Source organism: Nocardia sp. NPDC060259, from assembly GCF_042728775.1.
GTDB lineage: Bacteria > Actinomycetota > Actinomycetes > Mycobacteriales > Mycobacteriaceae > Nocardia.
Genome location: NZ_JBHXAY010000044.1, coordinates 25,895 through 52,425 on the forward strand (window position 1 = coordinate 25,895; position 26,531 = coordinate 52,425).

A 26,531-nucleotide genomic window follows, 5' to 3' on the forward strand; every position below is an offset into this window, starting at 1 on the left:
TGATGAGGGTGACGGAGTACGGAAACGACGCACACATATGGCTCGCCGCCGCGGGCGACGGCCTCTCGGACACCTTCGCGGTGTGTGGCGCGGAAGGCAGGGCGATCTGGTACGGCCCCTTTCTCGACGCCGATGTCGATCATCCACACGGTGACCGCGCCGCCGCGGCCATGAGCGCGGCAGGACGCGCGATCTGGCTGGCAGGCCGTGCCCGCGAAGACGCGGGGGCAGGCGAGGCGACACTGCATCTGTCGGTCAGCGCTGACGAGCTCGACGCCGTCACGCTGGCCTGCACCGCATCGATGGCCGGTCTGGCCCTCGACCTCGTTGTCACCGAAGACAATCCGGCGCTGGACTGGTGCCACGCCTTCGGCAGGCTCGACTGGACCACGGGCTGGCTCGGCGATCTCGTCGACCCCACCGAACCGCACGGTGCGCCGGCGCTCCGGTCGATCACCGGTGGCCTCGACCCGCAGACCGAACCACAGGAAAGGCCCGTCATGCAGGACAACGCTGGAGACCCTTGGACGGAACTGCGCTCTGCACTGGAGGGCCTGCTCCTGCACGACGCGGTCGGCATGGACGCCAAGATGCGCCACGCCGTCGCCGCCGTCGTCCACCTGACCGTCGACACCCCGCACGGACCGCCCGAGGACACCGAGGAGTTCCTCGGCCGCTTCGACGCCTCCTGGCTGGTCGCGTCCTGGCTCGGCCACGACACCGAACTCTCCCTGATCGCGACCCTGGTCGCGGGCGAGATCCCGGCCCTGTCCTGGTGCGAACTGATGTTCACCACCACCCTCGCCCCCTGGTCGACCAGCCCGGTCGCCGCCCACGCCCGCCGGGTGTTCGCCACCGTGCAGCGCGGGAAGCTGGGTGCGGTGCGCGCGCAGGTCGGCTGAGTTCGCCGGTCACCGTTCGACGACGGTCAGCCCGCGCTCACGCAATCCCGCCGTGATCGGCGGCGGAAAGAGTGCGCTCGGCAGCGCGATCGGCACCAGGCCGTACGTGAGGGCCGCGACGTCGGCTCGGAACGTGATCTTGCCGATCATGGCGTACGGCATCCGCATGACCCAGGCCGGTGTGGCGAGCAGAACGGCGTCGGTGCCGAAGTGCGCCGACAGGGTGGCGCCCGGGTAGGCCGCGCACTCGTGGTGGCGGACGACCTTCGCGGGCGGCCTGTTCGCGAGGTGCCAGCACGATGCCAGGGCCAGGGCTCCGAAGGCCAGCGGGAAGGTCACCCCGAGTGGGCCGTAGAGCCGCCCGCCGAAGAACGCGAACCCGACGGCGAGCACCGCGATAGCGGCGACCGCGATCAGCACAATGCGACTGAGCCAGGGTTCGCGGCGCTGTGCCACGGCGAGCCGGACAGCGGTATCGGGCCCGGCGACGACGGTGGTGTGTGGTTCCGCCGGTCTCGGCATCGGGGGTTGCGGCGGCGGATCGCTCGGCGCGGGCGTACGCCGCGGGTCGATGAGGTCACGCAGTCGCGCGACCACGGGGTCGGGCCACAATGCCCGGGGCATCGCCAGCCCCATTCCATCGAAGCGCAACGTCACGACCTCGCGATTGACGGTGATCGAGGTGATCCGGTCGTGGTCGATCCGCGAGTGGCTGGTGCGGTCGGCGAGATCGAGGGCGTCGGAGCCCAATCGAAGCGACTGGGTCGGCGCGGGCATCGCGTCGTCGATCGCGCTGCGCAGCACCTTGCGGAGTTTGAGATAGGTGCTGACGGAGAGCCAGGCGGTGAGCGCGACCACGACCAGCGCGATGACCACGGCCGGGACGCGTATCAGGACCAACGGGGCCACATAGACCGGCAGCAGGATCGCCAGCCAGAACAATGCGGGCCGGACGGCCATCCGGAGAGCGCCGTGGTGAACCAGCTGGTCGTTGGTGCCCGGCATCGTGGTGTAGGTGCTGTCGGGGTTCGTGATGGCCGGTAGCGCGGGCGCCGGGTGGGTGAACGGTTCGGTCGGTCCGTCGGCGGGTACTCCGCGCTGGTCGAGGCTATCCCCCGGGGTTGTCATTCCCGGAAGACTAATCAGTCGGCGGGCGTCCCGCAGAGCGTGGCTGTCAGGCTTCCGTGCCGACCTCGACCTCGGCGAACGAGCTGATCCAGCGATGCGGTGCCCGTGGCGGATTGGGCTCGCCCTCGCGGTGCACGCCGACGACCTGCCACCCCGCCGCCACGGCGGCGTCGAGTTCATCGGGGTGGTCGGACAGGAACAGGATCTCCTGTGCGGGGATGCCGATGCGGTCGGCGATGACGTCGTAGGACTTGGGTTCCCGCTTCGGGCCCGCGCTGACGAGGTCGAAGTGGTCGGTGATGAGCCCGGACAGGTCACCCGCCTCGGCGAAGGCGAACCAATCTCGTTGGTTGCGTTCGGAACCCGAGGAGTACACGTAGAGCGGGAGCCCGGTTTCGTGCCAGGCCGACAGCGCGGGCACCACGTCGTCGAAGAACCGTCCGTGCAGTGCGCCCGCGCGGAAACCCTGGGCGCAAATCGCGCCCTGGGCGGCCTTGAGCGGCTCGGCTTTGACGTCGGAACGCAGCCAGCCGGTGAGGATCTCGGCGATCCGGGCGGTGTCTGCGGTGGGTTCACCGGCCAGTTCACGGGTCTGCGCGATCACGGATTCGGCAGTGCCCGAGGCATTCTCGGCCAGCCAGGCGGGCAGGCGATGCTCGGTGTAACCGTAGAGGTCGTTGCGGACCGAGTCGGTGGGGCTGGTCGTGCCCTCGATGTCGAGGACGATGGCGCGGGTCACGGGGCGGTGAGCAGTTCGTCCAGCGTGGGGAAGCCCGCGCTGATCTTGTCGCCGGTGAAGTCGCCGATCCAGCCGTCGGCCTCCTCGAAGAAGCGGAGGGCGATGAAGTCGGGGCGGGTGCCCATGTCGAACCAGTGCAGGGTGCCCGCGGGCACCGAGAGCAGGTCGCCCGCCTCGCAGACCGTCGCCAGCACCGCGTCGCCGATGTGCAGGTAGAAGCAGCCGCGACCGGCGGCGAAGAAGCGGACCTCGTCCTCGGCGTGGCGGTGCTCGTCGAGGAACTTGGCGCGCGCGCCCGCCGCGGTGGCGGGCCACTCCGGGTTGTCGTCGTCGGGGTGGATGCGGGCGACGTCGATGTGCTCGTAGCGGCCCGAGGCGTTGAGCTCGGCGACCTGCGGGGCGTAGTGGGCGAGCAGGGTGTCGGAGTCGGTGCTCGCGGCGTCGGCGAGAACGTCCCAGCGGGAGAACGCGATGCCGTGCTTCGCCAGCTCGGCGTCGATCTCGGCGGTGTCGGTGGTGCGCACGCGGACGTCGGCCGCGTTGTCGGCGGCCATCACTTGCAGCAGGGTCATGATTATCCGATCTCGAGTGGCGTGGCGTCGGTGCGTCCGGTGCGGGCGATCAACTCGCACAGGGCTTCCAGGCATTCGGCGCGGTCACGCGCCTGAGCAAGAGTGTCACCCCAGGTGGTGATGCCGTGCCCGGTGATGAACAGAATCGGTGGGGCGGTGGGGTTGTCGCGCAGGTAGGTCTCGATGTCGGCGCCGATGCGCCCGACATCGGGCCAGTTCGGGAACACCGGCACGTCCACCGCGGACGGGTCGTCGAGGCCGAAGCCCTTGAGCAGCTCGTATCCGCTGATCCGCAGCGTGGTCACCGCGTCACCGGGCCGCGCCGCGGTGGTCGCCAGGGCGGTCGCGAACGGCGAGTGCACGTGGACGACCGCTCCCGCTGTCCGGGTGCGGTACACGGCGGTGTGAATGCTGGTCTCGGCGGACGGTTTACGGCTCTGTCCCGGCCTGGTGACCGTATCTGACACTCCGACGAGCACCGTATCCCGTTCGGTCAGTTCACCTTTGGACAGGCCGCTGGCGGTGACGAGTGCGTCGTCGCCTGCCCGGACCGAGATATTGCCTGCGGTGCCTGGCATCCAGCCGCGGTCGTAGAGCTGCCGCGCCGTTGCCGCGATCGCGTGTCCCTGCTCGGCCGACGGCTGTCGATGGTCCGCTGTGTCGGCGGTGTGGCTATGGCTGTCGAGCGGGGTGATGACGGCCGTCCCGGTCGGCGCGGTCGCCCGGCCCTGTGCATCGAAGGTGTCCGAATTGCGGTAGACCACACCGTTTTCCGTGACCACCGCGGTCACGAGGTCGGTAGGAGTCACGTCGAAGGCGGGGTTGAACACGGCGGTCCCGGCCGGCGCGCTCGCCACACCGCCGAAGCCGGTGACCTCGTCGGCGGCGCGCTGTTCGACCACGATCTGCGCGCCGGTCGCCATCGCGGTATCGCGGGTGGACTCCGGGGCGACCACGATGAACGGGATGCCGTGATGATGGGCGGCCAGCGCGAGGGCGAAGGTGCCGATCTTGTTGGCGACGTCGCCGTTGGCGGTGATCCGGTCGGCGCCGACCAGCACGGCATCGACCTGACCGGTGGCCATCGCCCAGGCGGCGGCGGAGTCGATGGTCAGCCGGTGCGGGATGCCCGCCTCGGCCAGCTCCCACGCGGTGAGCCGGGCGCCCTGCAGCAGCGGGCGGGTCTCGTCGACGATCACGTCCGCCACCGCACCGCGTTCGTGCAGCACCCGCAGCGCGCCGATCGCGGTGCCGACCGCGCTGGTGGCCAGGCGGCCGGTGTTGCAGTGGGTGAGCAGTTGTAGTGGCCCTTCACCGCAGAGGCGCTGCACCAGGTCGGCGGCGTGGGTGGCGGCGGCGAGGTTGACGCGACCGTCCTCGGCCAGCATGTCGAGGGTCTCGGCCAGCACCGCGTCGGCACCGTCGGCGATCCGGGCGCGCACCCGATCGACCGCCCAGGCCAGATTGACCGCGGTCGGCCGGGCCGCGGCGATGCGATCGGCCTCGGCCTCCACAGCGGCCACATCGACCACGCGGTCGCTCGTCTGTGCCCTGGTCGCGATGACCACACCGAACGCACCGGCGATCCCGATGGCCGGCGCGCCGCGGATGGCGAGGGTGGTGATCGCGTCGATGATCTCGTCGACGGTGCCAAGCCGCAGCTCGCGCACCTCGTGCGGCAGTCCACGCTGGTCGATGGTGACGAGCGCACCGTCGTCCCAGATCAGGGAACTGTCGTCCATTCGGGGGTCCTCACTGCGTGGCATTTTCCGGCTCGTAAACGGTATCCGACCTGGTCGGGGCTCGGCCTCCTGGGCCCGCGCTGAGCGCACACTCTTCGCGCGATCGGTCGCGCAGGCGGCGAGGAATGTGCGGAGTGAACGCTCAGCGCCGTCATTCCGCGGCGTACTCGGCCTCCCGCTCCACCGCATCGATCGTGCGCTGCGGGACCTGGATCGGGCCGGGCGTGTAGGTGATCGCACGCAGGCCACCGGTGTAGCGGAACGGTCCGCGGCGTTCGCGCAGCTCCCACGACACCGGTCCGCGCGCGTCGACGCCGACGGAGATGCCGGTCCACGGTGCCATGCCGACCAACTGCACCTGATCGGTGAGTTCGGCGACCTGGACCCCGTCGGCCTCGACGACGAAATCCCACCGCAGATGCGGCCGGACCGTGGCGCGCACGATGACCTCCCGCGCCCCGATCGGAAGCGGAGCCTGTGCCGAGGCGTAGCGGCCGTAGCTGTTCACACCGAGCACCACGTCACCGTTCTCGATGTAGAGCAGGTACCCGCCGAGCGGGTCACCGTGAGCCACAAGCACGCCCTCGTCACCCGGCTGGTAGCCCGCAGCGGATACAGACACCGCTGCTGCGTCGGGCGTCGACGCATCGTCGCCGATCGGCTGCGATGTGGAGCCGCCGGCGCGCAGCGATGGCGTTACCCGGTGCGGCCCGGCTTGTGGGCGGCGGCCGGTCAGATCAGCGGTGATCGTGAAGTCGCGATAGGCGATGAGTCGCTGGGAGCGGTAGCGCTCCAGAGTCGGGGTGCCGGGCAGCAACCGGACCGGTGCGCCGAACCGTGCCTCCTCGGGACGCCGGCGGAACAAGTCGGCGCGCGTCAGCAGTGGGAAAACGGTATTGGCCCAGGCGGATTCGTCCCAAGCCGCAGCCAGCTCAGCGGCCTTTTCCGGGTACTGATCCGAAAGATCATGGAGTTCCGTCGGATCCGCTCGCACATCGAACAGCTGCCAGTTCGGTGCATCGAGATCAGCTCCGGACTCATACAGCGACAGCAGCTTCCACCCGTCGCGGTAGAAGCCGCGATGACCGGTCATCTCCGAGTACTGCTCGGTGTGCCGGGTCGGCGTGGCCGGATCGCGCAGCAGCGCGGCCGCCGACACGCCGTCGAAGTTTTTGGCGGGCAGACCGTTCCGCACGGTCGGCCGATCCAGTCCCGCCAGCTCCAGCAGCGTCGGAGCGAGATCGGTGACGTAGGCGTACTCGTGGCGGATACCCGAATCGGCCTCGGTGCGCGGCAGACCTTTCGGCCACGAGACCACCAGCGGCACCCGGACACCACCGGCGAAGGTCTGGCCCTTGTAGAACCGGAACGGCGTATTGGACGCCTGACCCCAGCCCCGCGGGTAGTGCACACCCAGCTTCGCGGTTCCGATCAGGTCCTCGTCGTGCGGGACGTCGCGGACCCAATCGGGGTCGTCGATGTGGGCGAACTCGGCGAAGTAGGAGCGAGTGCCTTCCGGTCCGCCCTCGGCGGTGCCACCGTTGTCGGAGGTGAACACGATGATGGTGTTGTCGAGTTCGCCGAGGTCTTCGAGCAGGTCGACGATGCGGCCGAGGCTCTGGTCGATGCTGTCGACCATGCCCGCGTACACCTCCATGTACTTGGCGTAGCGGCGCTGCTCGTCGGCCGACAGCGAATCCCATTCGGCCGCTTCGTAACCGGGTTCGGTATTGCGCGGCTTCTGCTCGGTGCCCTTCGGGAAGAGCCCCTGCGCAAGCTGCGCCGCGAACCGCTTCCTGCGCAGTTCATCCCAGCCCGCGGCATACCGGCCGCGATATTTGGCCTGGTCCTCGGCCTTGGCTTGCAGCGGCCCGTGCATCGCCACATGCGCGAAGTACAGGAAGAACGGTTTCGTCGCATCGTGCGCGCGCAGATCCTTGATGTAGGACAGCGCCGTGTCGGTGAGATCGTCGGTGAGGTAGTAGCCCTCCGGATACTCCTCGACATCGACCACCGAACTGTCCGAGACCAGCTGGTTCGGATAGTAGAAGGAGTTCAGTCCCTCCAAAGAGCCGTAGTAGCGGTCGAATCCGCGCTGCGTCGGCCACGAATCCCGATGGGCCGACGGATTCATCGTGGCATCACGCACGAGATGCCACTTGCCCACCGCGTAGGTGGCATAACCGTTGCCGCGCAAGATCTCCGGCAGCGTGAGCACATCGTCGGCCAGCTCCAGCCGCAACCCGGGATAGCCGGGATCGGCATTGGCGACGAAGCCGAAACCCGCACGGTGGGAATTGATCCCGGTCAACAGCGCCGCGCGCGACGGCGAGCACAACGGCGTCGTGTGGTAGTTCGACAGCCGCACGCCACCGGCCGCGAGCCGATCCAGCGTCGGTGTCTCGATCTCGGAACCGAACGGGCCGATATCGCTGTAACCCATGTCATCGACGAGGACGACGACGATATTGGGCGCACCGGCGGGCGCGGTCGGCGGCGAGGTCCAATCCGGTGTGGAATCGGCCGAGGTGCGACCGGCTGTGCCGCCGAAGGATTCGTAACCGCGAGCGTGGGGTGGAACAGGCATCCTGGCAGTAAAGGTGACATATCCGCTGGTCACCAGGGTTATATGCAGGATGCGTGGAATCGGTGACCCCCGTGGCGCTACTTGTTAGCGTCACTGCCGTGCCCACGAATCAGCCCTCCTGCTGCTGTTCGTGTCGCGTCCTGCGTGGCTGACGTACGTCTGCTGACGTGCGCGGCCGAACGAGCCGATGTGTCCCCTTCCCCACGGTGTGCCCTGCCCTGCGCGCCGATCGGCCCGCACCGCGGGTCGACGTGTCTTCGAGGAATCCCACGATGAGCTTTACCCCCGGCGGCCTCGACCGCCGTAACTTCCTGCGCGCCGGCGGCATCGCCGCGGCGGCCATCTTCGGCGGCGCGGCGCTGGCGGCCTGCACCTCGGCCGTGTCGGAGCAGAAGGCAGGCGGCGACGGTGCCACGCCGGTGCGTGGCGGCACCTTGAAGGTGGGCATCCGCGAGGACCTGGTGCCCGCCAACCTGCTCACCAACACCGCCGCGACACCGGTGCTCATCGGCCTGGTCTACGAATCGCTGATCCGCTATCCGAACGACAAGCTGGAACCGCAACCGCTGCTGGCGAAGTCGTGGCAACTGGCCGCCGACGGCCGCTCGCTGAGCCTGGACCTGCGCGACGACGTCACCTTCCACAGCGGCCGGGCGTTCACCGCCAAGGACGTGGAATTCTCGATCCGCACCTACGCCGATGCCAAGTGGTCCGCGCAGCTGCGCGGCACCGCGGCCGCCGTCACCGGGTTCGACATCGTCTCGCCGACCCGGATCGTGCTGCGGCTCGCGAACCCGCTCAGCAATATCTTCGACCTGCTCGACACCGTTCCGATCCTGGACAGCGAAACCGCCGATCAACTCGGCAGCGGCGAAAAGTACATCGGCACCGGGCCGTTCAAGTTCGTACAGCGGGTGCCGAATTCGCAGATCGTCTTCGAGAGGAATCCCACCTATCGGGTGCCCGAACGGCCCTATCTCGACCGGGTCGAGGTGTCGATCATCCCGGATCCGCAGGCGCTGTTGAACGCGCTGAAGTCCGGGCAGATCAACGTCGCGAGGGAACTCGCCTACCGTGATGCCGAAAACCTCGGCAAGACTGGCGGATTCCAGGTCCAGAACCTCGACGGCGCCGAACTGCAGGCCTATGTCGGCGTCAATGTCACCGAACCGTCGCTGGCCGATGTGCGAGTGCGGCAGGCCATCGCGTACGCGCTCGACCGCGAGCGAATCGTCGCCGAGGTGTTCCGTGGCGCGGGCTACCCGCTCAATGTGCCGTGGCCGAAGAACTCGCCCGCCTTCGACGAGGCGCGCAACACCCGCTACAGCCGTGACATCGGGAAGGCCAAGCAGCTGCTTGCCCAGACGGCCACACCGTCGAAGCTGCCGCTGACCTTCTATACCGCGCACGAGGAGATCGCCCAGATCGTGCAGGCCAACCTCGCCGAGGTCGGCATCGAGGTGACGCTCGACCCGGTGGACTCCGCGACCTTCGTCAAGCTGCTCACCGGCCAGCAGTTCCGTGGCCTGTGGGTCACCGATCACTCGTGGGCGCAGTTCGTGCCGTCGACGCTGACGGTGAGCGCGTACCCGTTCAATGCCCGCCGCAACGCCTCGCGCTACGAATCGCCCGCCTACACCGCGGCCGCGGATGCGGCATGGCAGTTGCCGCAGGGCACCGGACCCGATGCGGTGCGCGCCTTCCACGCGATCAGCGACCAGCTGCTCGAAGGCCTGTTCCTGATCGAGATCGGCGTGCGGTTCCAGCAGTACGCGAGCTCGAACAAGGTGCACGGTTTCGGCTGGACCAAGCGCCGCGAAACCCTGCTCACCGACACCTTCCTGTCATGACCCGCTACCTGCTGCACCGACTGCCCTCGGCGCTGCTGGTGCTGTTCGGCGCCTCGGTGCTGATCTTTCTGCTGCTGCGTCTGGTGCCGGGCGACCCGGCGACCATCCTGGCGGGCAACGACGCGACGCCCCAGTCGGTCGAGGCGATCCGGCACCAGCTGGGGCTGGACCGGTCGATTCCGGTGCAATACCTGAGCTGGCTCGGCGACCTGGTCACCCTCGACCTGGGCCGCTCGTATCTCATCGGCGGGCAGATCAGCGACCTGGTCGGGCGGGGCGCCACCAACACCCTGGTGCTCACGGTGACCGCGCTGCTGCTGGCGGTGGTGGTGAGTCTGGCTGTCTCGACCGCGTCGGTGCTGTGGCCGAGCCGGTGGCTGAACACCGTTGTCGCCGCGGCGAATACGGTCGCCGTCGCGCTGCCGACCTTCGTCGTCGGGCCGTTGCTCGTGCTCGTCTTCGCGGTCGCCATCCCGGTGCTGCCCGCGGGTGGTGTGCCACCGGACGGATTCATCGCCAGACCTGACATCGCCGTGCAATATCTGCTGCTGCCCGCGATCTGCCTCGCCCTGCCGGTAGCGGCGGCGCTGACCCGGTTCCTCACGGAGTCGCTGCGCACCGAACTCGCCAAACCCTATGTGCTGACGGCGCGTTCGCTCGGTGTCGGGCATCGCGAGATCGTCACCCGTGGTGCGCTGCGCAATGCCCTGCCGACCATGCTGACCGTGCTCGGCATCCAGACCGGGCAACTGCTCGGCGGTGCGGTGCTGGTGGAGGCGGCGTTCGTCTGGCCCGGTATCGGACAGCTCATCGAACAGGGCATCAGCCGCCGCGACTACCCGCTCGTGCAGGTGCTGCTGCTGTTGTCGGTGGCGGTGTTCGTGGTGATCCAGCTGATCACCGACATCGCGCACGCCTGGCTGGATCCGCGGATCCGGATCGGAGGACGATCATGACTGCGGTCGTCGAGAAACCGACTGTTGCCGAGAAGAATTCGCGCAAGTTCGGTTCGTTGCGTGCCTTGCGGAGCGGGCAGGGTCTGGCCGGCGTCCTGCTGGTCACCCTCGTCGCCGTGGCCGGTGTCTCGGCCGGGGTGCTGAGCGCCTACGACCCGCTCGCCCAGATCCCCGGCGCCAACCTCCTCGGGCCGAATGCCGAGCACTGGCTCGGCACCGACCACCTCAATCGGGACGTGGCGGCGCGCGTGCTCGCCGGCATCCGCATCAACCTGCTGATCGTGCTGCTCGCGGTACCCATCGGCGCGGTGATCGGCTCGCTGGCCGGGCTGGCGGCGACCACGCACCCGATCGCCGACGTGGCCGCCCAGCGGGTCTTCGACCTGATTCTGGCGTTCCCCTCGCTGATCTTCGCGATCGCGCTCGCCGCCATCACCGGGCCCGGCTGGCACGCGGTCGTGATCGTCATCATCGCCGCCGAGATCCCGATCTTCGGCCGCCAGATCCGCACCGCCGTACTCGCCGTGCGCGAGCAGCCGTTCGTCGAAGCGTCCGAGGTGATCGGCGCGGGCACCTGGTGGACACTGCGAAAGCATGTGCTGCCCAATGTGATCGAGCCGCTGGGCGTGCAGTTCGCGCTGTCGCTGTCGGTGGCGGTGTTCATCGAAGGGGCGATGAGCTTCATCGGCATCGGGGTGCGGCCGCCGGAGCCGTCGCTCGGCTCGCTCATCGGTGAATCGATCGCCAACCTCGACGCCAACCCGTGGATGGCGATCGGACCGCTGACCGTCGTCGCCGCGCTGACCCTCGGATTCCTGTTGATCGCCCAGGCATTGGGCCGGGCTAGGAGAGTGGCATGAGCACCCAGGCTGATCGGCCGGGCACCGACGACCCGGTGCTCGATATCGACGAGTTGATCGTCAGGTTCGGCGAGCGGACCGTCGTCGACCGGGTGAGTCTGCGGGTTCGCCGAGGCGAGGTGGTCGCGCTGGTCGGGGAATCCGGTTCAGGGAAGTCGCTGACCGCGCGATCGGTGCTCGGTCTCCTGCCCGGGACCGCCCACGCCGCGGGATCTATCCTTCTCGCGGGCACGGAAGTCGTCGACGCGACGGAACCGGTGCTGCGTGGACTGCGCGGGACCACGGCGGCCATGGTGTTCCAGGAGCCGCAGACCGCGCTGAACCCGGTCCAGAAGATCGGCACCCAGCTCGTGCAGGCATTGCGGGCGCACGGCACGACCGACAAGGGCGCCGCCCGGGCTCGCGCGATCGAACTGCTCACCGCCGTCGACATCCCCGAGCCCGAGAAGCGGCTCGACTGGTATCCGCACCAGCTCTCCGGCGGTCAGAAGCAGCGCGTCGTCATCGCCCTGGCCCTGTCCGGCGACCCCGCGCTGCTCATCGCCGACGAACCGACCACCGCGCTCGATGTGACCGTTCAGGCCGAGATCCTCGACCTGCTGCGGTCACTGCAGCGTGAGCGGGGCACGGCCATCCTGTTCATCACCCACAACCTCGGTGTGGTCGCGGAGATCGCCGACCGGGTCGTGGTGATGCGGGCTGGGCAGGTGGTTGAGCAGCAGACGGTGTTCGGGTTGTTCGGTGCGCCGGGGGAGGAGTACACGCGGACCTTGCTCGCTGCGGTGCCACGTCTGCCCGCGGTCTCTGTGCGCGGGGCTGGTCCGCATGCGAGTGGGGCCGGTGAGCCGGAGTCGACGCGGGGTGCTGATGACGGACCCGCGGCCATATCCGGGGCGGGCGATGACGGGCACCCTTCGGGTGATGTGGAGGCCGCGGAACACGCAGCGGGCGATATCGAAGCCGGCGGGCATGCTGTGGGGGCCGACGGTGACGCGCTCGCTCCGGGTGATGATGGTGGCAGTGCCGGTGATACGGGCGGATCGGCTATCGCCGAGTCCGCTGGAACGGCGAGCCGCGGCAACGCCGGTGGTGCTGCCAAGGACGCGACCGGGGACGAAGCCGGGATGACGGAACCGGCTGTCCGGCGGATCCTGCGTCGAGTGATCCTGCGCGAACCCGCGGTCGTCGCCGAAAAGGGCGGCGGTGCAACCGAACCCGTCTATCGCGATGTGTTGCGCATCGACGACCTTTCGGTGGTGTATCCGGGATCCCATGGCGCAGCCGCTTTCCCCGCGCTGCAGGATGTCTCGCTCACCCTCGGTCCGCGCGAGGTGCTGGGTCTGGTGGGTGAATCCGGTTCGGGCAAGAGCACTCTGGGCCGCACCGCGCTCGGACTTGTGCCTGCGACATCGGGAACTGTCGAGCTGCAGGGTGTTTCACTGGCCGGATTGTCGCCGCGCGAGATACGTGGGTTGCGCAAGAATGTCGCGCTGGTCCATCAGGACGTGAGCGCCTCGCTCGATCCGCGGCGCAGCGTCGCCGACGCGATCGGGGAACCGCTGCGGGTGCACCGGGCCGCCTCGGGTGCGCTCTTACGTGCCAAGGTCGGGGACCTGCTCGAATCCGTCCGGCTGCCAAGGGATTACGCGCAGCGGCGGCCGGGAGAACTGTCCGGTGGGCAGCGTCAGCGGGTGGCTTTGGCGCGCGCACTCGCGCTGGCGCCGCGACTGCTGGTGGCCGATGAGCCGACCAGTGCGCTGGATGTGTCGGTGCAGGCGCAGGTGCTCGATCTCTTCGCCGACCTGCGTGCCGAATACGGCTTCGCCAGCCTGTTCATCAGCCACGATCTGGCCGTTGTGCACCAGGTCGCCGACCGGGTTGTGGTGCTGCGGCAGGGCCGGATCGTCGAAACCGGCGAGGTAGGTGCCGTGTTCGCCGCACCGGCCCAGGAGTACACCCGCCGCCTGCTCGCTGCGGTGCCCGTTCCCGATCCTTCGACGGCTCGCCGTCAGCGGGACGAATCCGCGGCGACCGCGCTACAGCGCGTCGGGGCCTGACGTGGACGAGCCGCCGGAAGGGGAACCGGCGGCTCGTCGACACACGTAGATCAGTGATGGCCGGGGCGGCGCTGTTCACGCCGATCGTCCTGGCCAGCTCGCGTCATGCCTTGCGAGTCATCGCCCATCTGGTCCTGCCGCTGTTGCTGCTGCTGCCGCGGCATCTGCTTGGGCATTTTCTTAGGCGCTTTCTTAGACTTGTCAGCCATCTCCACACGGTCCTTTCCGAGGGATAGTGTTTCGCCTAACGCGCCTACGATAACCAGCGCAATTGCACTCCGGTAGAGGTGCGCGAAAAATGGCATTCCGACCAGGGAATTCGCGGCGTGTCGATATCCGCCGATTAATCCACGATCATTATTTGCCAACGCATGAATTGCGCGAAGTTCCCCCGTCGTCGACGGTTTGTGATTCGGTATGGGGCTCAATTGTGTAGCGGTAGGAACTCGACGACGGTGCCGTCGGTGGCTTCCGGGGGGACGATGACCAGGCCGTCGCGGTCGATCAGGCCGGCGAGGTGGGCGGTGCGGACGGAGGTGTCGCCGGTGTAGCCGCCTTCGGGGGCGTGGCGGGCTGGGGTGATTCGCTGGATGGGACCTGCGATGTCGGCGGCGTTGTGCAGGGGGCCGCGGACAGAGCGGGGTGGGGGTGCTGCGGTGCGGCCCGCGACTATCGAGGGGGTGAGGGCCAGGAGGACGGCTATGGCGGCGAAGGGGTTGCCGGGGAGGCCGAGAATGGTTGGGCCGGTGGGGAGTTCGGCTACGACGGTGGAACCGCCTGGGCGCATGGACAATCGCGGGACCACGATGCGGGCTTCGGCGCGGGCGATCGCGGTGCGAAGTTGATCGGCCGCCCCGCCGCCGGTGGCGCCGACGACCACCAGGAGGTCGAAACCTGCGGTGGCGGTGAGCATGTCGTCGAACCCGTGGGCGGTGTCGCGGAGGTGGACGCGGTCGACGACGTGGACGCCGAGACCGGCGAGGATGTCGGGGAGTACCGGGCCGATGGAGTCGCGGGTCTGGCCGGTTTGCAGGGGGCCGGTGCTGCGGATCTCGTCGCCGGTCATCACGATGCGGGCGCGGACGGGACCGCGAACCAGGCCGGAGGTGACCTCTACCGAGGCGGCCGCCGAGCGGAGCGCGGTGGTGACCCGGGTGCCCGCGGGGGCGAGGAGGTCGCCGACCATCTGGTCCTCGCCGCGCTTGCGGACGTCGCCGCGGTGCGCCGTGCCGGGGCGGCGGCCGAGTTCGTCGCCGGTGATCGCGGCGAACTCGTCGCGCAGGACCGACGTGGTGCCGTCGGGGACATGCGCACCGGTGGCGATCCGGATAGCCTCACCGGGCAGCAGGCCGACCGGCCGGGCACCGCCCGCGAAGCCGATGTCGCGGCGCAGCCGCCAGGGGCCGTCGCCGCACACGGCGTAGCCGTCCATCGCGGAGACGTCGAAGCGGGGTAGTGCGCCCGCGGCGGTGATCGGTGCGGCGAGCGTCGCGCCGCCGACCTCGCTCAGGTTGGCCTCGTAGGCGACCAACGGGGTCAACTCGGCGGTCAGGCGCGCTCTGGCTTCGGTGAGGTCGAGCCGGGTCGTCGGTTGGTGGGCCATCATCTCGCGGGCGCGGTGGACCTCTTCGTCGGTGTCGCAGTCCGCGGTGCCGGGTAGCGCGACGAAAGTCGTCTCGGTGGGCACGATCGCCTTCATCGGCTGGTTCACCAGGGAATCGAGCCCGGCCAGCGCGGCCGCGAGGGCGGTGCGCCGCCAGACGCCGACGAGATACTGGGGCCGTCCGGAACTGTCGATCGCGAAGACCGCGTCGGTGGTGGATTCGGCTGCCCGGCGGAGCAATTCGCGCACGGTGTCGGCGGTGAGGAACGGCATGTCCGCGGCGAGCACCACGATCCAGGGCGCCGAATCGGGACCGAGCGCGCTCAGGCCGGTGCCGATCGCCGCGACCGGCCCCGAACCCGGCGGCACCTCACGGACCTGCTGAATCCGGGCAGCCAGCTCCGGCCGATGCGGCCCGACCACCACCATCTCGCCGCACTCGCGCACCGAGTCCAGCGCCGCGTCGAGCATCGACCGGCCGCCGATCACGATCGCGGGCTTGTCGACCCCGCCCATCCGGCTGGCCCGCCCGCCCGCGAGCACGATCGCGTCGGCGGCGGTCATCGGCTGATTCGGCGTTGGGGGATCGGCACAAATGTCATGCTAGCGGGGCGTGAAGCCGACGCCCGGCGCCCGGCGGCTGAGTTCCGCGCATGAGGTCGAGGTTCTCGCGAATACTGCGGCGTGCCTGGGCCGAGCGTCACAGCCTGGCTGTGCGGAGCTCTACCCGGCCGTCGGTGATCGGGACGCCTTCCTCGGCGAGCAGCCGCAGCTGGCGGGCGGCCAGATGGGCGGCGGGGCGACCGGAGGCGCCGATGACCCGGTGCCAGGGGAGGTCGGCGGAGTCGGTGCGCATGATCCAGCCGACGGTGCGGGCGGAGGACAGGCCCGCGGCATGGGCGATGTCGCCGTAGGTGGCGACGCGGCCGGGCGGGATCGCGGCGACCAGCGCGCGGACCCGTTCGACCTGTTCCTCCGTGGTGGCCGCCATCGCCTACAGGGCCGCGGCGATCAGGGCGGCGGCTTCGGCGGGTCGCGCCTGGGCGACCATGTGATCGCAGTCCCAGACTTCGACGGTGAGCCGGTCGCCGAGGTGGGCGGACAGCGCGGCGAGGAACTCGCCGGTGACATACGGCGGCTGCACCTTCGCCGCCCGCACGAGCACGGTCGGCAGATCGGCGGGCGGCAGCACGAACGGCCGGGCCAGCTGACCCCAGTAGGAGGTGATCGCCGGCTGGAAGATCCGCCAGCCGACCCGGCCGCCCTCGGTGGGCACCAGGTGCTCGGCCAGCTCGCGCTCCAGGACCGCCGGGTCCACCTCGTCGGGACTCCAGGCGCTGTGCTGCTTGTCCGACCTGGCCTCGGCGATGTCGGTGTAGTCGGGGGAGGCCAGGTTGGCGAGCGCGACCTGTTCGATCAGCTTGGGATCGATGCCGATCGCGGGATCGAGCAGGACCAGCGCGCGCACCAGCTCGGGATGGCGCCGGGCGAGGTGGATGCCCGCCGCGCCGCCGAAGGAATGTCCGGCCACGACGACCGGGCCGTCGGTCTCGGCGCGCAGCAGCGTGGCGAGGTCGTCGACGATCGTCTCGAAATCCCACGGCGGCAGCGAGCTGGATCGGCCGTGTCCGCGCAGGTCGGGGGCGATGACCCGGGCCCGGGGAAGGTGCTCGGTGGCGAGGGTTTCCCAACGGTTGCCGTGGCCGGTGAGACCGTGCAGGGCGAGGACGACGGGGCCGTCGGCGGGGCCGAAACGGTGCACATGAAGCGAGGACACGACAGCCATTCTGGCCGGTCGCGCACGGTCGCGCAGCGTGTCTGTCCGGCAGGGGGGTGCTGGCGTGTCGTACTGGTCTGTTGCAATAGCCGACGTGGTGCGATCGGATAGCTCGGTGCGACTCGTGCGCCGGACGACGCGGGCGCCCCGGCCGCGGGCCTGGGGCGCCCCTGTTCGCGCGCTGTTCGCCGAGCAGGCCCAGCCGGCGCCACCACGTCCGGGCTGGCTGCCGTGGCAGGTCCTCGGCGGGCCGGGCACCGGGAAGACCGCCCTGCTCGTCGACCTGGTGACCGCGCGGATCACCGACGGCGCCGACCCCGCATCGATCCTGGTCCTGACCCACACCAAGCAGGCCGCCGCCGCGCTGCGCGACGCGATCACCGCCCAGCTCGGCCCGCACGCAGGCGGCATTCCCGGCGCGAGCAGGGAACCGATGGTGCGGACGCTGCACTCCTACGCGTTCTCGGTGCTGCGCCGCCACGCCGACCTGCACGGCAATCCGCCGCCCCGGCTGCTCACCGGCGCCGAACAGGACGCGGTGCTGCGCGAGATGCTGCGCGGCGACCTCGCCGACATCGAGGCGGGCGCGCGCGGTCTGTGGCCGCCGCGGCTGCAACCCGCGCTGGCGCTGGGCGGATTCGCCGAGCAACTCCGCGACCTGATGTTGCGGGCCACCGAACGCGGGCTCGGTCCCGAAGACCTGATGGCGCTGGGGCGCGAACACGACAACGACGCCTGGGTGGCGGCGGGCCGGTTCTTCCAGCGCTATGAAGAGGCGTCGATGCTGCGGTGGTCGGTCGGTGTCGCGGCGCCGGAGGCGACAGCGCCCGCCCTCGACGCGGCCGAGCTGGTCGGGGCGGCGCTCGACGCGCTGGCCGGTGACCGGAACCTGCTGGCCGCCGAACGTGACCGGACCCGCTCTCTGCTCGTCGACGACGCCCAGCATCTCGACCCGCAGGCCGCGACCCTGGTGCGCGCCATCGGCAGTGGTAGTGCGAGCACGGTGATCACGGGTGACCCGGATCAGAGTGTGTTCACCTTCCGCGGTGCCGATTCGCGCTTCCTGGTCGATATCGACACGGTGCCGCAGCGGCGAATCATCTTGCGGCACAACCATCGCAGTGGTGCGCCGATCCGCCTCGCGACCGCCCGGATCGCGGCGCGGTTGCCGGGCAGCGCGCGTCATCGGGTGCTGCCAGGGCAGGAGTCGCGACCGGCGGAACCCGCGACGCCTGCCGACTTCGAAGGCGCGGAGCCGGATTCGGCGATCAGTGGTGAGATACCGGAGCTGTTCGCGCACGGCGGTCCGGATCTCGAGGACCAGAGCGGTGCGACCGAGGTCGACGAGTCGAGCGTGCGGGTTCGCGTGCTGTCGACAGCGGCCAAGGAGGCCGCGCTCATCGCCGACCATCTGCGGCGGGCGCACCTGACCGACGGGATTCCGTGGTCGTCGATGGCGGTGATCGTGCGGTCGGTGCCGCTGTCGCTCGCACCACTGCGGCGTGCGCTGCTGGCGGCGGGTGTGCCGGTGCGCAGGCCCGCGGTGGCCGAGCCGCTCGCGCGCAGGCGCGGTGCGGCGTGGATGGTGCTGGCACTGCGGGTACTGCTGGCGGGTGATCCGTCGCGGCCGGGGTCGCGCCGCGCGATCGATGCCATGTTCTCGCCGGAAGACGCGATGGATCTGCTCGCCGGACCGCTCGGTGGCGCCGATCAGATCGCACTGCGCCGGTTGCGTCGCGGTGTCCGACGCACCGTCCTCGATCTGGAACGCACCGGGGCGCTGGCCGCCGCCGACCCGTACGCCGACGCCGCCGACCAGTTCCTGCTGTGGGGCGAGGCGCCGCCACCGCCGCCGGAAATGCCTGAGCCGGAACCGAACCCGATCGATGACGAATGGCTGCCGCCGGAACCCGACCCCGAGGATCCGCTGCGTCCCGACCCCGAACCCGACTGGGACGTCGCCGAACGCCTTCCCGACGACATCGACATCCTCGACGCCGAAACCCTGCCCGCCGCACCGCCGGTCGACCTGGGTCCGCCACGGCCGGAACCGGAACCGCCCGCGGTACCGCTGATCGACCAGTCCTCGGCCGAAGTGCTGCGCGACCTGATCGTCGGCATCGGCGAGGAGCGGCTGCTCGACGGACTCACCGAGGTGGAGGCCGCGCCGCTGCAACGCGTGCTGCGCGCCGTGCGCAAAGCCAGGGAGACCCAGGCGAGGGGGCAGAGTCTCGAAGACGTGCTGTGGACCCTGTGGACCAGCTCGCGGCTGGAACGGCGCTGGTTCCGCCAGTCCCGCCGGGGTGGCGCCGCGGGCATGCAGGCCGATCGCGATCTCGACGCGGCTGTCGAATTGTTCGACGCCGCAGCGGCTTACGTCGACCGGTTGCCCAAGGCCAGTATCGAGGGTTTCGTCGAATATCTGCTGCACCAGCAGATTCCGCAGCAGGGCAGGCCGCTGACCGCCGAGGGTGAGGCGGTGTCGCTGCTCAGCGCGCACGCCGCGGCCGGGCGGGAATGGGATGTGGTGGCGGTCGCCGCTGTGCAGGAGGGTATCTGGCCCAATCCGCGCGCCAGGGGCACCCTGCTGCACACCGAGGACCTCGTCGACCTGGTCGCCGGGGTGGATCCCGGTGCGACGACCAGCCGGGCCGCGCCGATCCTCGCCGAGGAACGCAGGCTGCTGCTCGTCGCGTGCAGCAGGGCGCGGCGATCGCTGCTGGTCACCGCCGTCGAATCCGCCGCAGGGGACCAGGATCTCGTGCCGTCGCGGTTCCTCACCGAACTGCTCGGCGACGACGACACCGGCGAACCCGGCGCACTGCCCGTCGCCGATCCCGGTCGCGCGCTGGTGATGCACGCGCTCGTCGCCGAATTGCGCGGCGTGGTCTGCGATCCCACCACCGCACCCGACCGGCGCGACCGGGCCGCCCATCAGCTGGCCCGGCTCGCCGACGCCGGTGTCCCCGGCACCGACCCCGGCGACTGGTACGGCACCGCCGACCTCAGTTCCGACCGGGAACTGTGGGACGACGACGATTCCCCGATCGGGCTGTCCCCGTCGACGGTCGAATTGCTGCGCACCTGCCCGCTGCGCTGGGCGCTGGAACGCCATGGCGGCACCGACGGCGACAACCCGCACGCCGTCAAGGGCAACCTCGTGCACACGCTGGTGCAGGCGCTGGCCGGTGAGGTGCCGGAGGCGCAGGTCCGCGCCGCGCTCGACCAGGCGTGGAAGACGGTCGACCCGGCCACCGGCTGGCATTCCCGGCAGGAACTGCGCCGCACCGAGGCGATGCTGGAGACCTTCCTCGCCTGGGTGCGCACCACCCGCGGCGAGCTCACCCAGGCCGGTGTGGAGGTGCCGGTGGACTGCGTGCTGCCCGCGCGGGCGGACGACGAACGCGCCGTGCGGATCCGCGGCCGCATCGACCGGCTGGAACGGGATGCGCAGGGCCGGTTCGTGATCGTCGACGTGAAGACCGGCAAGACACCGGTCAGCGCGAAGGCCGTCGCCGATCATGCCCAGCTGGCCACCTACCAGGTGGCGGCCGCCCACGGCGCGCTGAACGAGGAGGAGTCCGACGGGTCGCCGGTCGCCGATCCCGGTGGCGCGCGGCTGGTCTATGTCGCCAAGCCGCACAACAAGACCGGCGCCACCGAACGCGCTCAGACCGCACTGGACGCCGAAGGTCTCGAGACCTGGCGCGACACGATCCACGACGCCGCCGGCGCCACGCGCGGGCCCGGATACCTGGCCGTGCGCAACGACGGGTGCAGGCACTGTCCCGTCGCGGGCAGTTGCCCGGTGCAGGACACCGGACGGCAGGTGACCGACGAGTGAGCGGCGTGCGCGTCACCCCGCAACGGCTGGCCGACGCGCTCGGCCTGCCGCCACCGACCGCCGAACAGGCGGCCGTCATCGCCGCGCCGCCGGGACCGACGCTGGTCGTGGCGGGCGCGGGCGCGGGCAAGACCGAGACGATGGCCGCGCGCGTGGTGTGGATGGTGGCCAATCAGCTGGTGGCGCCCGACGAGGTACTCGGCCTCACCTTCACCCGGAAAGCCGCCCAGCAGCTGACTTCCCGCATCCGCACCCGGCTCGCGCGGCTGGCAGGCGCGCCGCTGGTCCGCGAGATCGACCCGACCGGTGCGCTGCGGACGCTGATCTCCGGCGCCGAACCCGAGATCAGCACCTATCACTCGTACGCGGGCAGACTGCTCACCGCGCACGGTCTGCTGCTGCCGGTGGAGCCATCGGCCGCGCTGCTCACCCAGACCCAGCTGTGGCAGCTCGCGCACGAGGTGGTGCGGTCCTGGGACGGTGACCTCGACACCGATCGCACGCCGGTATCGGTGACCGAGGCGGTCCTCGCGCTGTCCGGGCAGCTCGCCGAGCATCTGGTGGAACCGGAACAGCTGGCCGAGGCACACGCCGAGCTGGAAAAGCTGGTCTACACGCTGCCCGCCGGGCCGCGACAGCGCGGCGGGCCGAGCAAGGCGCTGACCGCCGTCGTGGATGCGCAACGGGAGCGGGTGGAGCTGCTGCCCCTGGTCCGCCAACTCGCCGAAGCCCTCAATCGCCGTGGCGCACTCGATTTCGGCTCGCAGATGTCCCTGGCAGCGCAACTGGCGGTCGACCACCCGGAGGTCGCCGCTGCCGAACGCGCGAGATTCAAACTGGTCCTGCTCGACGAATACCAGGACACCGGCCACGCCCAGCGAGTGCTGCTGTCGGCCCTGTTCGGCAACGCCGAGGCCGTGCGACATGACCGCCCTCGCCCGGTGCGCGTGCGTGGACGTGCGCCTACCGCCCAGACGCCGGACGCCGACATGTTGTGGGGCCCAGCGGATCACCTGGACTCGGCGGAATCTGGCCAGCTCACCGAAGTTCGCGGCGACGACCGGGATGGCGGGCGCGCCCACGGTGCTGTCGACGGTGACCTCAGCAGCGCACCCGAAGGCGGCATGGTGGGGCGCGGGGCCGGCGCGGTCTCGGATGAGCAGCCACCTGGCCGCAAGGCCAGACCAGGCGCTGGGCAATTCGTTGCAGGCACGAGCGAACCGGCGGAAGCTGCGTCGGGTGGTGACACCCTCGCCGTGACAGCGGTTGGTGACCCGATGCAGTCGATCTACGGCTGGCGTGGCGCATCGGCAGCCAACCTCCCTCGCTTTGCGACCGATTTCCCCACGGCACCGGGTCTCCCCGCACCGATCCTGCCGCTGCTGACCAGTTGGCGGAACCCGCCGGAGGCACTCGCACTGGCGAACCTGGTTGCCGATCCGCTGCGACTGCGGGCCAAGGCCGCGGGTGGGGCGACGGTCGACGCGTTGCGGGCCAAACCGGAGGCGCATCCGGGGGTTGTGGAGCTGGCGCTCACCGAAACCGTTGCCCAGGAGCGTGACTGGATCGCCGAGCGGATCGCGCGGGAATGGGCGGCGGCGCGGGAAGCCCAGCAGCCGCCACCGACCTCGGCGGTGCTGATCCGGCGCAATGCGGACGCGGCTCCGATCGCGGAAGCCCTGCGCGAACAAGGGCTACCGGTCGAAATTGTCGGCCTCGGTGGACTACTGGCGACACCGGAGGTCGCCGATATCGTCGCCACCCTCCGGTTGATCGCCGAACCAGGCACCGGAAGCGCCGCGATCCGGATTCTCACCGGTGCGCGCTGGCGGCTCGGCGTCGCCGACCTGGCCGCGCTGGCCCGGCGTGCGCGGATGCTGTCGATCGGCAGCCTGTCCGGCGACGCGTCCAGCGCCATCACCGACGCGGCCGGACTGGCGACGGCACTGCGTGAGGTCGCACCGGAACCCACCGAGCAGGCAGGACTGGCCGACGCCATCGCCGATCCCGGTGCGCCGGACCAGTATTCGGAAGCTGGATTCGCACGCATCCTCGCGCTGGGCGAGGAGCTGGCCGCATTGCGTGAACGCAGCGGTCAGCCGCTGGTCGAACTCGTCGCCGATGTCGAACGCACCATCGGCGTCGGTGTGGAAACCCAGGCCAGACGTGCCATCGCCGGCGGTGGTGCCGGTCGTGAGCACCTCGATGCCTTCGCCGAGGTGGTGGCCGGATACGCGGCCGACTCGCGGGCGTCGCTGAGTGGCCTGCTGGCGTTCTTCACCGCCGCCGAGTCGGTCGAAAACGGTTTGGAGCCTGGTGAAGTGGAGGTCGCGCGCGATCGTGTGCAGGTGCTCACCGTGCACGCTGCCAAGGGCTTGGAATGGGAGGTCGTCGCCGTGCCGCACGTGAGCGCGTCGGTGTTCCCGTCGACGACCGCGCTGAGCACCTGGCTCGGCGCGCTCACCGAACTGCCCACCTCCCTGCGCGGCGACCGCGCCCAGCCCGACGCGTCCGAGGGCGTCCCCGTTCTAGACCTGAGCCGGGTGGGGGATCGCGCCGAACTCGAGCACGCCATCGCCGGGCACAAGGAGGCGCTCAAGAGTCGCCGGCTCGACGAGGAACGACGGCTGTTCTACGTGGCGCTGACCAGAACCGAACGGGTACTGCTGGTTTCGGCCTACTACTGGCCCGAGACCGGCACCGCGCAGAAGGGGCCATCGGAGTTCCTGCTCGAACTGAAACAGGCCAACGAGGACCCCGGCAGCGCGGCCTTCGGCGTCGCCACCATCGCCCGCTGGGACGACCAGCCGCCGCCCGACGCCGTCAACCCGTTCGCCGACAATCCGCCCACCGCCCAGTGGCCGCGCGACCCACTCGGCGGCCGCCGCGACCCGATCGAACAGGGCGCCGCGCTCGTCCGCGAGGCGCTCGAACAGTTGCGTTCGGGCCCAGCCGATCCCGAGACGGACGACGAGGACGACCCGGAGGGCTGGGCCACCGACGTCGACGCCCTGCTCGCCGAATTCACCGCCGCCGAACTCGCCGAACAACAGGTGGAGCTGCCCGGCCAGCTGCCGGCCACCGCGCTCGTCGAACTGCGTGCCGACCCCACCCGGCTGGCGGCCCGCCTGCGCCGCCCGCTGCCCTATCCGCCGAACCCGATGGCCCGGCGCGGCACCGCCTTTCACGCCTGGGTGCAGTCCTGGTTCGGCACCGAGCAGCTGCTCGGCCTCGACGAACTGCCCGGAGCCGCCGACAGCACGACCGAACTGGGCCGCGCCGACCAGGAACTCGCCGCCATGCAGGCTGCGTTTCGCCGGTCGCCGTGGGCGCACCGCAACCCGATCGACGTCGAGGTGCCGTTCGAGACCAGCATCGCGGGCACCGTCATTCGCGGCCGGATGGACGCCGTGTTCGCCGAACCCGGCGGTCGCTGGCTGGTGGTCGACTGGAAGACCGGCGCCGAACCCGGCCCCGCCGACGAAGCCGCCGTCGCCGTGCAGCTGGCGGTCTACCGCCTCGCCTGGGCGCGGCTGATGGCCGCCCGCACCGGCGCCACCGAGGACCAGATGCTTCAACGAGTCGGCGCGGCATTCCATTACGTCCGTTCCGGCCGCACCATCGCCCCCGCCGACCTCGCGGGACCGCAGGAGCTCGAGCAGCTCATCCGCGACGCCGCTCCGGCCCCGGATGTCGAATGAGCCCGGCGCGCGGGAACACAGTAGGCTCCCGGTTTGTGCCGGAGCCTGACGAAATCGGTGCCGGGCCGAGCGAAAGGAGGGGGCGATGTTAGGGGACAAGGTCGGCCCGATCGGGCTCAGTAGCAGCCCGGACTACGCGCTGGTCGGTTTGTTGCGGATCCCCGCGGCACAGACCAGTCCGTGGTGGTCGCTCACCCGCCGCGTCCTGTTCGCGATCGCCCTGCTGTTCACCGCGGCGATCGTGGTGTATGTCGGCCGCGACGGCTACAACGACAACGCAGGCGGCGAGCTGTCGTTCCTCGACGCGCTGTACTACGCCACCGTCTCGCTGTCGACGACCGGCTACGGCGACATCTCCCCGTTCTCTCCGTCGGCGCGACTGATCAACACGATCGTCATCACCCCCCTGCGCATCCTGTTCCTGATCGTGCTGGTCGGCACCACCCTCAGCGTGCTCACCGAACGGTCGCGGCAGGCGTTCAAGATTCAGCGATGGAGGCACACCGTGCGCAATCACACCGTCGTCGTCGGCTACGGCACCAAGGGACGCACCGCGATCGACGCCATGCTCGGCGACGGGGTGCAGCAGTCGGAGATCGTGGTGGTCGACACCGACGCCGTGGCACTCGAACAAGCCGCGAACGCGGGCCTGGTCACCGTGCACGGCTCGGCCACCAAATCCGATGTACTGCGGCTGACCGGTGTGCAGCGGGCCGCCTCCGTCATCGTCGCGACCAATCGCGACGACACGGCCACGCTGGTGACGCTCACCGCCCGCGAACTGAACAAGACGGCCAAGATCGTCGTCGCCATCCGCGAGGCCGAGAACACCCACCTGGTGCGCCAGTCCGGCGCCGACTCGGTGGTCGTGTCCTCGGAGACCGCGGGCAGGCTGCTCGGCATCGCCACCACGACGCCCACCGTCGTGGAGATGATGGAGGATCTGCTGACGCCCGAACAGGGGTTCGCGGTCGCCGAACGTGAGGTCGAACCGGGTGAGATCGGCGGATCGCCGCGGCACCTCAGCGACATCGTGCTCGGCGTGGTGCGCGGCGGCGACCTGATCCGGGTGGGTGAACCCGAGGTGGACGCGCTCGACGCGGGCGACAAGCTGCTCTACATCCGGCGCGCCGGGAAGTAGTCAGCGGCCAGGCGTACCTCCGCATCGCTCCTGCCATGCGCAGGTCTTCGGACGGCTGCGCCGGGCAGCGCCCACTATGCTCGGCATTGTGCCGTTCCGACTGAAAGACGTTCCGCTGCTGTCGCGTTCCACCATCGATCGAGCCGAGCACGTCCGGCTCGATCCCGATGCCCTGCGCGAAGGCTGGGGTAAAGCGAAGGTCCTGCGTGTCGACGCGCGCGGGCGGGTGCGGGTCGAGAGCGCCGGTGTCGTCCTCGACGCGGCCGTCACGATCGCCGAACAGCCGGGTCCCGGCGCGGTCTTCCTCGGCGTCGTCGAGGGCAGCCACCTGTGGGCCGTGCGCGAGCCCGAACTCGACGGAACGCTGAAGGATCTGCGAGCGCTCGGCGCTGTCGACGACTTCACCGCCGACCTGCTCGCCACGGCCTACGCACTGCTGAACTGGCACGATCACGCCGGATTCCACGGCGGCGACGGCACTACGACCACGCTGGCGCGGGCGGGCTGGTCCCGGCTCACCGCGGACGGTGTCGAGGAGTTCCCGCGCATCGACCCCGCCATCATCTGCCTGGTGCACGACGGCGCCGACCGCGTGCTGCTTGCCCGCCAGCACACCTGGCCCGCGACGATGTTCTCGCTGCTGGCGGGGTTCGTGGAGGCGGGCGAGTCGCTCGAGCACTGCGTCGAGCGTGAGGTCCGCGAGGAAGTGGGCGTCGACGTGCGCGAGGTCACCTACCTCGGCAGCCAGCCGTGGCCGTTCCCGCGCTCGCTCATGGTCGGCTTCGCCGCGGTCGGCGATCCGGAGCAGGAGCTGGTGTTCTCCGACGGCGAGATCGCCGAGGCGCACTGGTTCACCCGCGACGAAGTCCGAGCCGCACTCCAGATCGGGGACTGGTCGGCGAAGGACACCGGCGCGCGGCTGCTGGTGCCCGGTTCGATCTCGATCGCACGCACGATCATCGAATCCTGGGCGGAATAGTTGGAGCGCTGGCGCGCTCGAGTTCGCGGCCCCTTGTGTCCCGCCGGTCAGGTACCGGTGCTTGCTCCTTCGTCGCCTACGCACCGGCACCTG

Annotated in this window: 18 protein-coding genes; 9 read left to right on the plus strand and 9 right to left on the minus strand. The window is 70.1% G+C overall.

The features are described from left to right. Positions 1-2 precede the first annotated feature (2 nt). On the plus strand, positions 3-902 hold the full coding sequence (locus ACFWF2_RS17860) for a hypothetical protein (protein ID WP_379308527.1): 900 nt from the start codon (positions 3-5) through the stop codon (positions 900-902). 9 nt (positions 903-911) lie between these two features. Here the strand turns inward: ACFWF2_RS17860 and ACFWF2_RS17865 are convergent, their stop codons facing one another. The 5 genes from ACFWF2_RS17865 to ACFWF2_RS17885 form a co-directional block, all read right to left on the minus strand. Continuing rightward, positions 912-2,030 carry a hypothetical protein gene (locus ACFWF2_RS17865; RefSeq protein ID WP_379308528.1) on the minus strand — a complete coding sequence of 373 codons (1,119 nt, stop codon included), beginning with the start codon at positions 2,028-2,030 and terminating at the stop codon, positions 912-914. 46 nt (positions 2,031-2,076) lie between these two features. After that, positions 2,077-2,769 (minus strand): acireductone synthase, encoded by a 693-nt coding sequence (gene mtnC, locus ACFWF2_RS17870; protein WP_379308529.1) that lies wholly within the window; start codon positions 2,767-2,769, stop codon positions 2,077-2,079. Beyond that, positions 2,766-3,341, minus strand: a complete 576-nt coding sequence (locus ACFWF2_RS17875; protein ID WP_379308530.1) for an acireductone dioxygenase — start codon at positions 3,339-3,341, stop codon at positions 2,766-2,768. The genes mtnC and ACFWF2_RS17875 overlap by 4 nt, the downstream gene beginning before the upstream one ends. 2 nt (positions 3,342-3,343) lie before the next feature. Beyond that, positions 3,344-5,083: an S-methyl-5-thioribose-1-phosphate isomerase gene (gene mtnA, locus ACFWF2_RS17880; RefSeq protein ID WP_379308531.1), complete on the minus strand. Its 1,740-nt coding sequence runs from the start codon at positions 5,081-5,083 to the stop codon at positions 3,344-3,346. Between the two features lie 151 nt (positions 5,084-5,234). Beyond that, complete coding sequence (locus ACFWF2_RS17885) at positions 5,235-7,670, minus strand: arylsulfatase (RefSeq protein ID WP_379308532.1); 2,436 nt, start codon at positions 7,668-7,670, stop codon at positions 5,235-5,237. A 272-nt stretch (positions 7,671-7,942) separates the two neighbouring features. Between ACFWF2_RS17885 and ACFWF2_RS17890 the strand changes: the two genes are divergently transcribed. From ACFWF2_RS17890 to ACFWF2_RS17905, 4 genes are read left to right on the plus strand one after another with little or no spacing between them, the layout of a single operon-like run. After that, positions 7,943-9,520: an ABC transporter substrate-binding protein gene (locus ACFWF2_RS17890; protein WP_379308533.1), complete on the plus strand. Its 1,578-nt coding sequence runs from the start codon at positions 7,943-7,945 to the stop codon at positions 9,518-9,520. Further along, positions 9,517-10,476, plus strand: a complete 960-nt coding sequence (locus ACFWF2_RS17895; protein ID WP_379308534.1) for an ABC transporter permease — start codon at positions 9,517-9,519, stop codon at positions 10,474-10,476. The genes ACFWF2_RS17890 and ACFWF2_RS17895 overlap by 4 nt, the downstream gene beginning before the upstream one ends. Next, positions 10,473-11,336: an ABC transporter permease gene (locus ACFWF2_RS17900; RefSeq protein WP_379308535.1), complete on the plus strand. Its 864-nt coding sequence runs from the start codon at positions 10,473-10,475 to the stop codon at positions 11,334-11,336. The genes ACFWF2_RS17895 and ACFWF2_RS17900 overlap by 4 nt, the downstream gene beginning before the upstream one ends. After that, positions 11,333-13,393, plus strand: a complete 2,061-nt coding sequence (locus tag ACFWF2_RS17905) for a dipeptide ABC transporter ATP-binding protein (RefSeq protein WP_379308536.1) — start codon at positions 11,333-11,335, stop codon at positions 13,391-13,393. Before ACFWF2_RS17900 ends, ACFWF2_RS17905 begins: the two co-directional genes overlap by 4 nt. A gap of 50 nt (positions 13,394-13,443) precedes the next feature. Here ACFWF2_RS17905 and ACFWF2_RS17910 read toward each other — a convergent pair whose 3' ends face one another. The 4 genes from ACFWF2_RS17910 to ACFWF2_RS17925 form a co-directional block, all read right to left on the minus strand. Then, a complete protein-coding gene (locus ACFWF2_RS17910) occupies positions 13,444-13,602 on the minus strand; it encodes a hypothetical protein (protein ID WP_379308537.1) in 159 nt (52 codons plus the stop codon). A gap of 215 nt (positions 13,603-13,817) precedes the next feature. Then, a complete protein-coding gene (locus ACFWF2_RS17915) occupies positions 13,818-15,560 on the minus strand; it encodes an NTP transferase domain-containing protein (RefSeq protein WP_379308538.1) in 1,743 nt (580 codons plus the stop codon). A 136-nt stretch (positions 15,561-15,696) separates the two neighbouring features. Continuing rightward, positions 15,697-15,987: an MGMT family protein gene (locus tag ACFWF2_RS17920; protein ID WP_379308539.1), complete on the minus strand. Its 291-nt coding sequence runs from the start codon at positions 15,985-15,987 to the stop codon at positions 15,697-15,699. A gap of 3 nt (positions 15,988-15,990) precedes the next feature. Next, positions 15,991-16,782 carry an alpha/beta fold hydrolase gene (locus ACFWF2_RS17925; protein ID WP_379308540.1) on the minus strand — a complete coding sequence of 264 codons (792 nt, stop codon included), beginning with the start codon at positions 16,780-16,782 and terminating at the stop codon, positions 15,991-15,993. Positions 16,783-16,870: 88 nt separating this feature from the next. Here ACFWF2_RS17925 and ACFWF2_RS17930 point away from each other — a divergent pair, with 88 nt between their 5' ends. From ACFWF2_RS17930 to nudC, 4 genes are all read left to right on the plus strand, one after another. Beyond that, on the plus strand, positions 16,871-20,617 hold the full coding sequence (locus ACFWF2_RS17930) for an ATP-dependent helicase (protein ID WP_379308545.1): 3,747 nt from the start codon (positions 16,871-16,873) through the stop codon (positions 20,615-20,617). Next, positions 20,614-24,318: an ATP-dependent helicase gene (locus tag ACFWF2_RS17935; protein WP_379308541.1), complete on the plus strand. Its 3,705-nt coding sequence runs from the start codon at positions 20,614-20,616 to the stop codon at positions 24,316-24,318. Before ACFWF2_RS17930 ends, ACFWF2_RS17935 begins: the two co-directional genes overlap by 4 nt. A gap of 85 nt (positions 24,319-24,403) precedes the next feature. After that, a complete protein-coding gene (locus ACFWF2_RS17940) occupies positions 24,404-25,459 on the plus strand; it encodes a potassium channel family protein (protein WP_379308542.1) in 1,056 nt (351 codons plus the stop codon). An 85-nt stretch (positions 25,460-25,544) separates the two neighbouring features. After that, a complete protein-coding gene (nudC, locus tag ACFWF2_RS17945) occupies positions 25,545-26,438 on the plus strand; it encodes an NAD(+) diphosphatase (protein ID WP_379308546.1) in 894 nt (297 codons plus the stop codon). Positions 26,439-26,531 lie beyond the last annotated feature (93 nt).

Coding starts and splice junctions, on each gene's coding strand:
- ACFWF2_RS17860 (WP_379308527.1), top strand. CDS start 3: ATGAGGGTGACGGAGTACGGAAACGACGCACACATATGGCTCGCCGCC.
- ACFWF2_RS17865 (WP_379308528.1), bottom strand. CDS start 2,030: ATGACAACCCCGGGGGATAGCCTCGACCAGCGCGGAGTACCCGCCGAC.
- ACFWF2_RS17875 (WP_379308530.1), bottom strand. CDS start 3,341: ATGACCCTGCTGCAAGTGATGGCCGCCGACAACGCGGCCGACGTCCGC.
- mtnA (WP_379308531.1), bottom strand. CDS start 5,083: ATGGACGACAGTTCCCTGATCTGGGACGACGGTGCGCTCGTCACCATC.
- ACFWF2_RS17885 (WP_379308532.1), bottom strand. CDS start 7,670: ATGCCTGTTCCACCCCACGCTCGCGGTTACGAATCCTTCGGCGGCACA.
- ACFWF2_RS17890 (WP_379308533.1), top strand. CDS start 7,943: ATGAGCTTTACCCCCGGCGGCCTCGACCGCCGTAACTTCCTGCGCGCC.
- ACFWF2_RS17895 (WP_379308534.1), top strand. CDS start 9,517: ATGACCCGCTACCTGCTGCACCGACTGCCCTCGGCGCTGCTGGTGCTG.
- ACFWF2_RS17900 (WP_379308535.1), top strand. CDS start 10,473: ATGACTGCGGTCGTCGAGAAACCGACTGTTGCCGAGAAGAATTCGCGC.
- ACFWF2_RS17905 (WP_379308536.1), top strand. CDS start 11,333: ATGAGCACCCAGGCTGATCGGCCGGGCACCGACGACCCGGTGCTCGAT.
- ACFWF2_RS17910 (WP_379308537.1), bottom strand. CDS start 13,602: ATGGCTGACAAGTCTAAGAAAGCGCCTAAGAAAATGCCCAAGCAGATG.
- ACFWF2_RS17915 (WP_379308538.1), bottom strand. CDS start 15,560: ATGACCGCCGCCGACGCGATCGTGCTCGCGGGCGGGCGGGCCAGCCGG.
- ACFWF2_RS17920 (WP_379308539.1), bottom strand. CDS start 15,987: ATGGCGGCCACCACGGAGGAACAGGTCGAACGGGTCCGCGCGCTGGTC.
- ACFWF2_RS17925 (WP_379308540.1), bottom strand. CDS start 16,782: ATGGCTGTCGTGTCCTCGCTTCATGTGCACCGTTTCGGCCCCGCCGAC.
- ACFWF2_RS17940 (WP_379308542.1), top strand. CDS start 24,404: ATGTTAGGGGACAAGGTCGGCCCGATCGGGCTCAGTAGCAGCCCGGAC.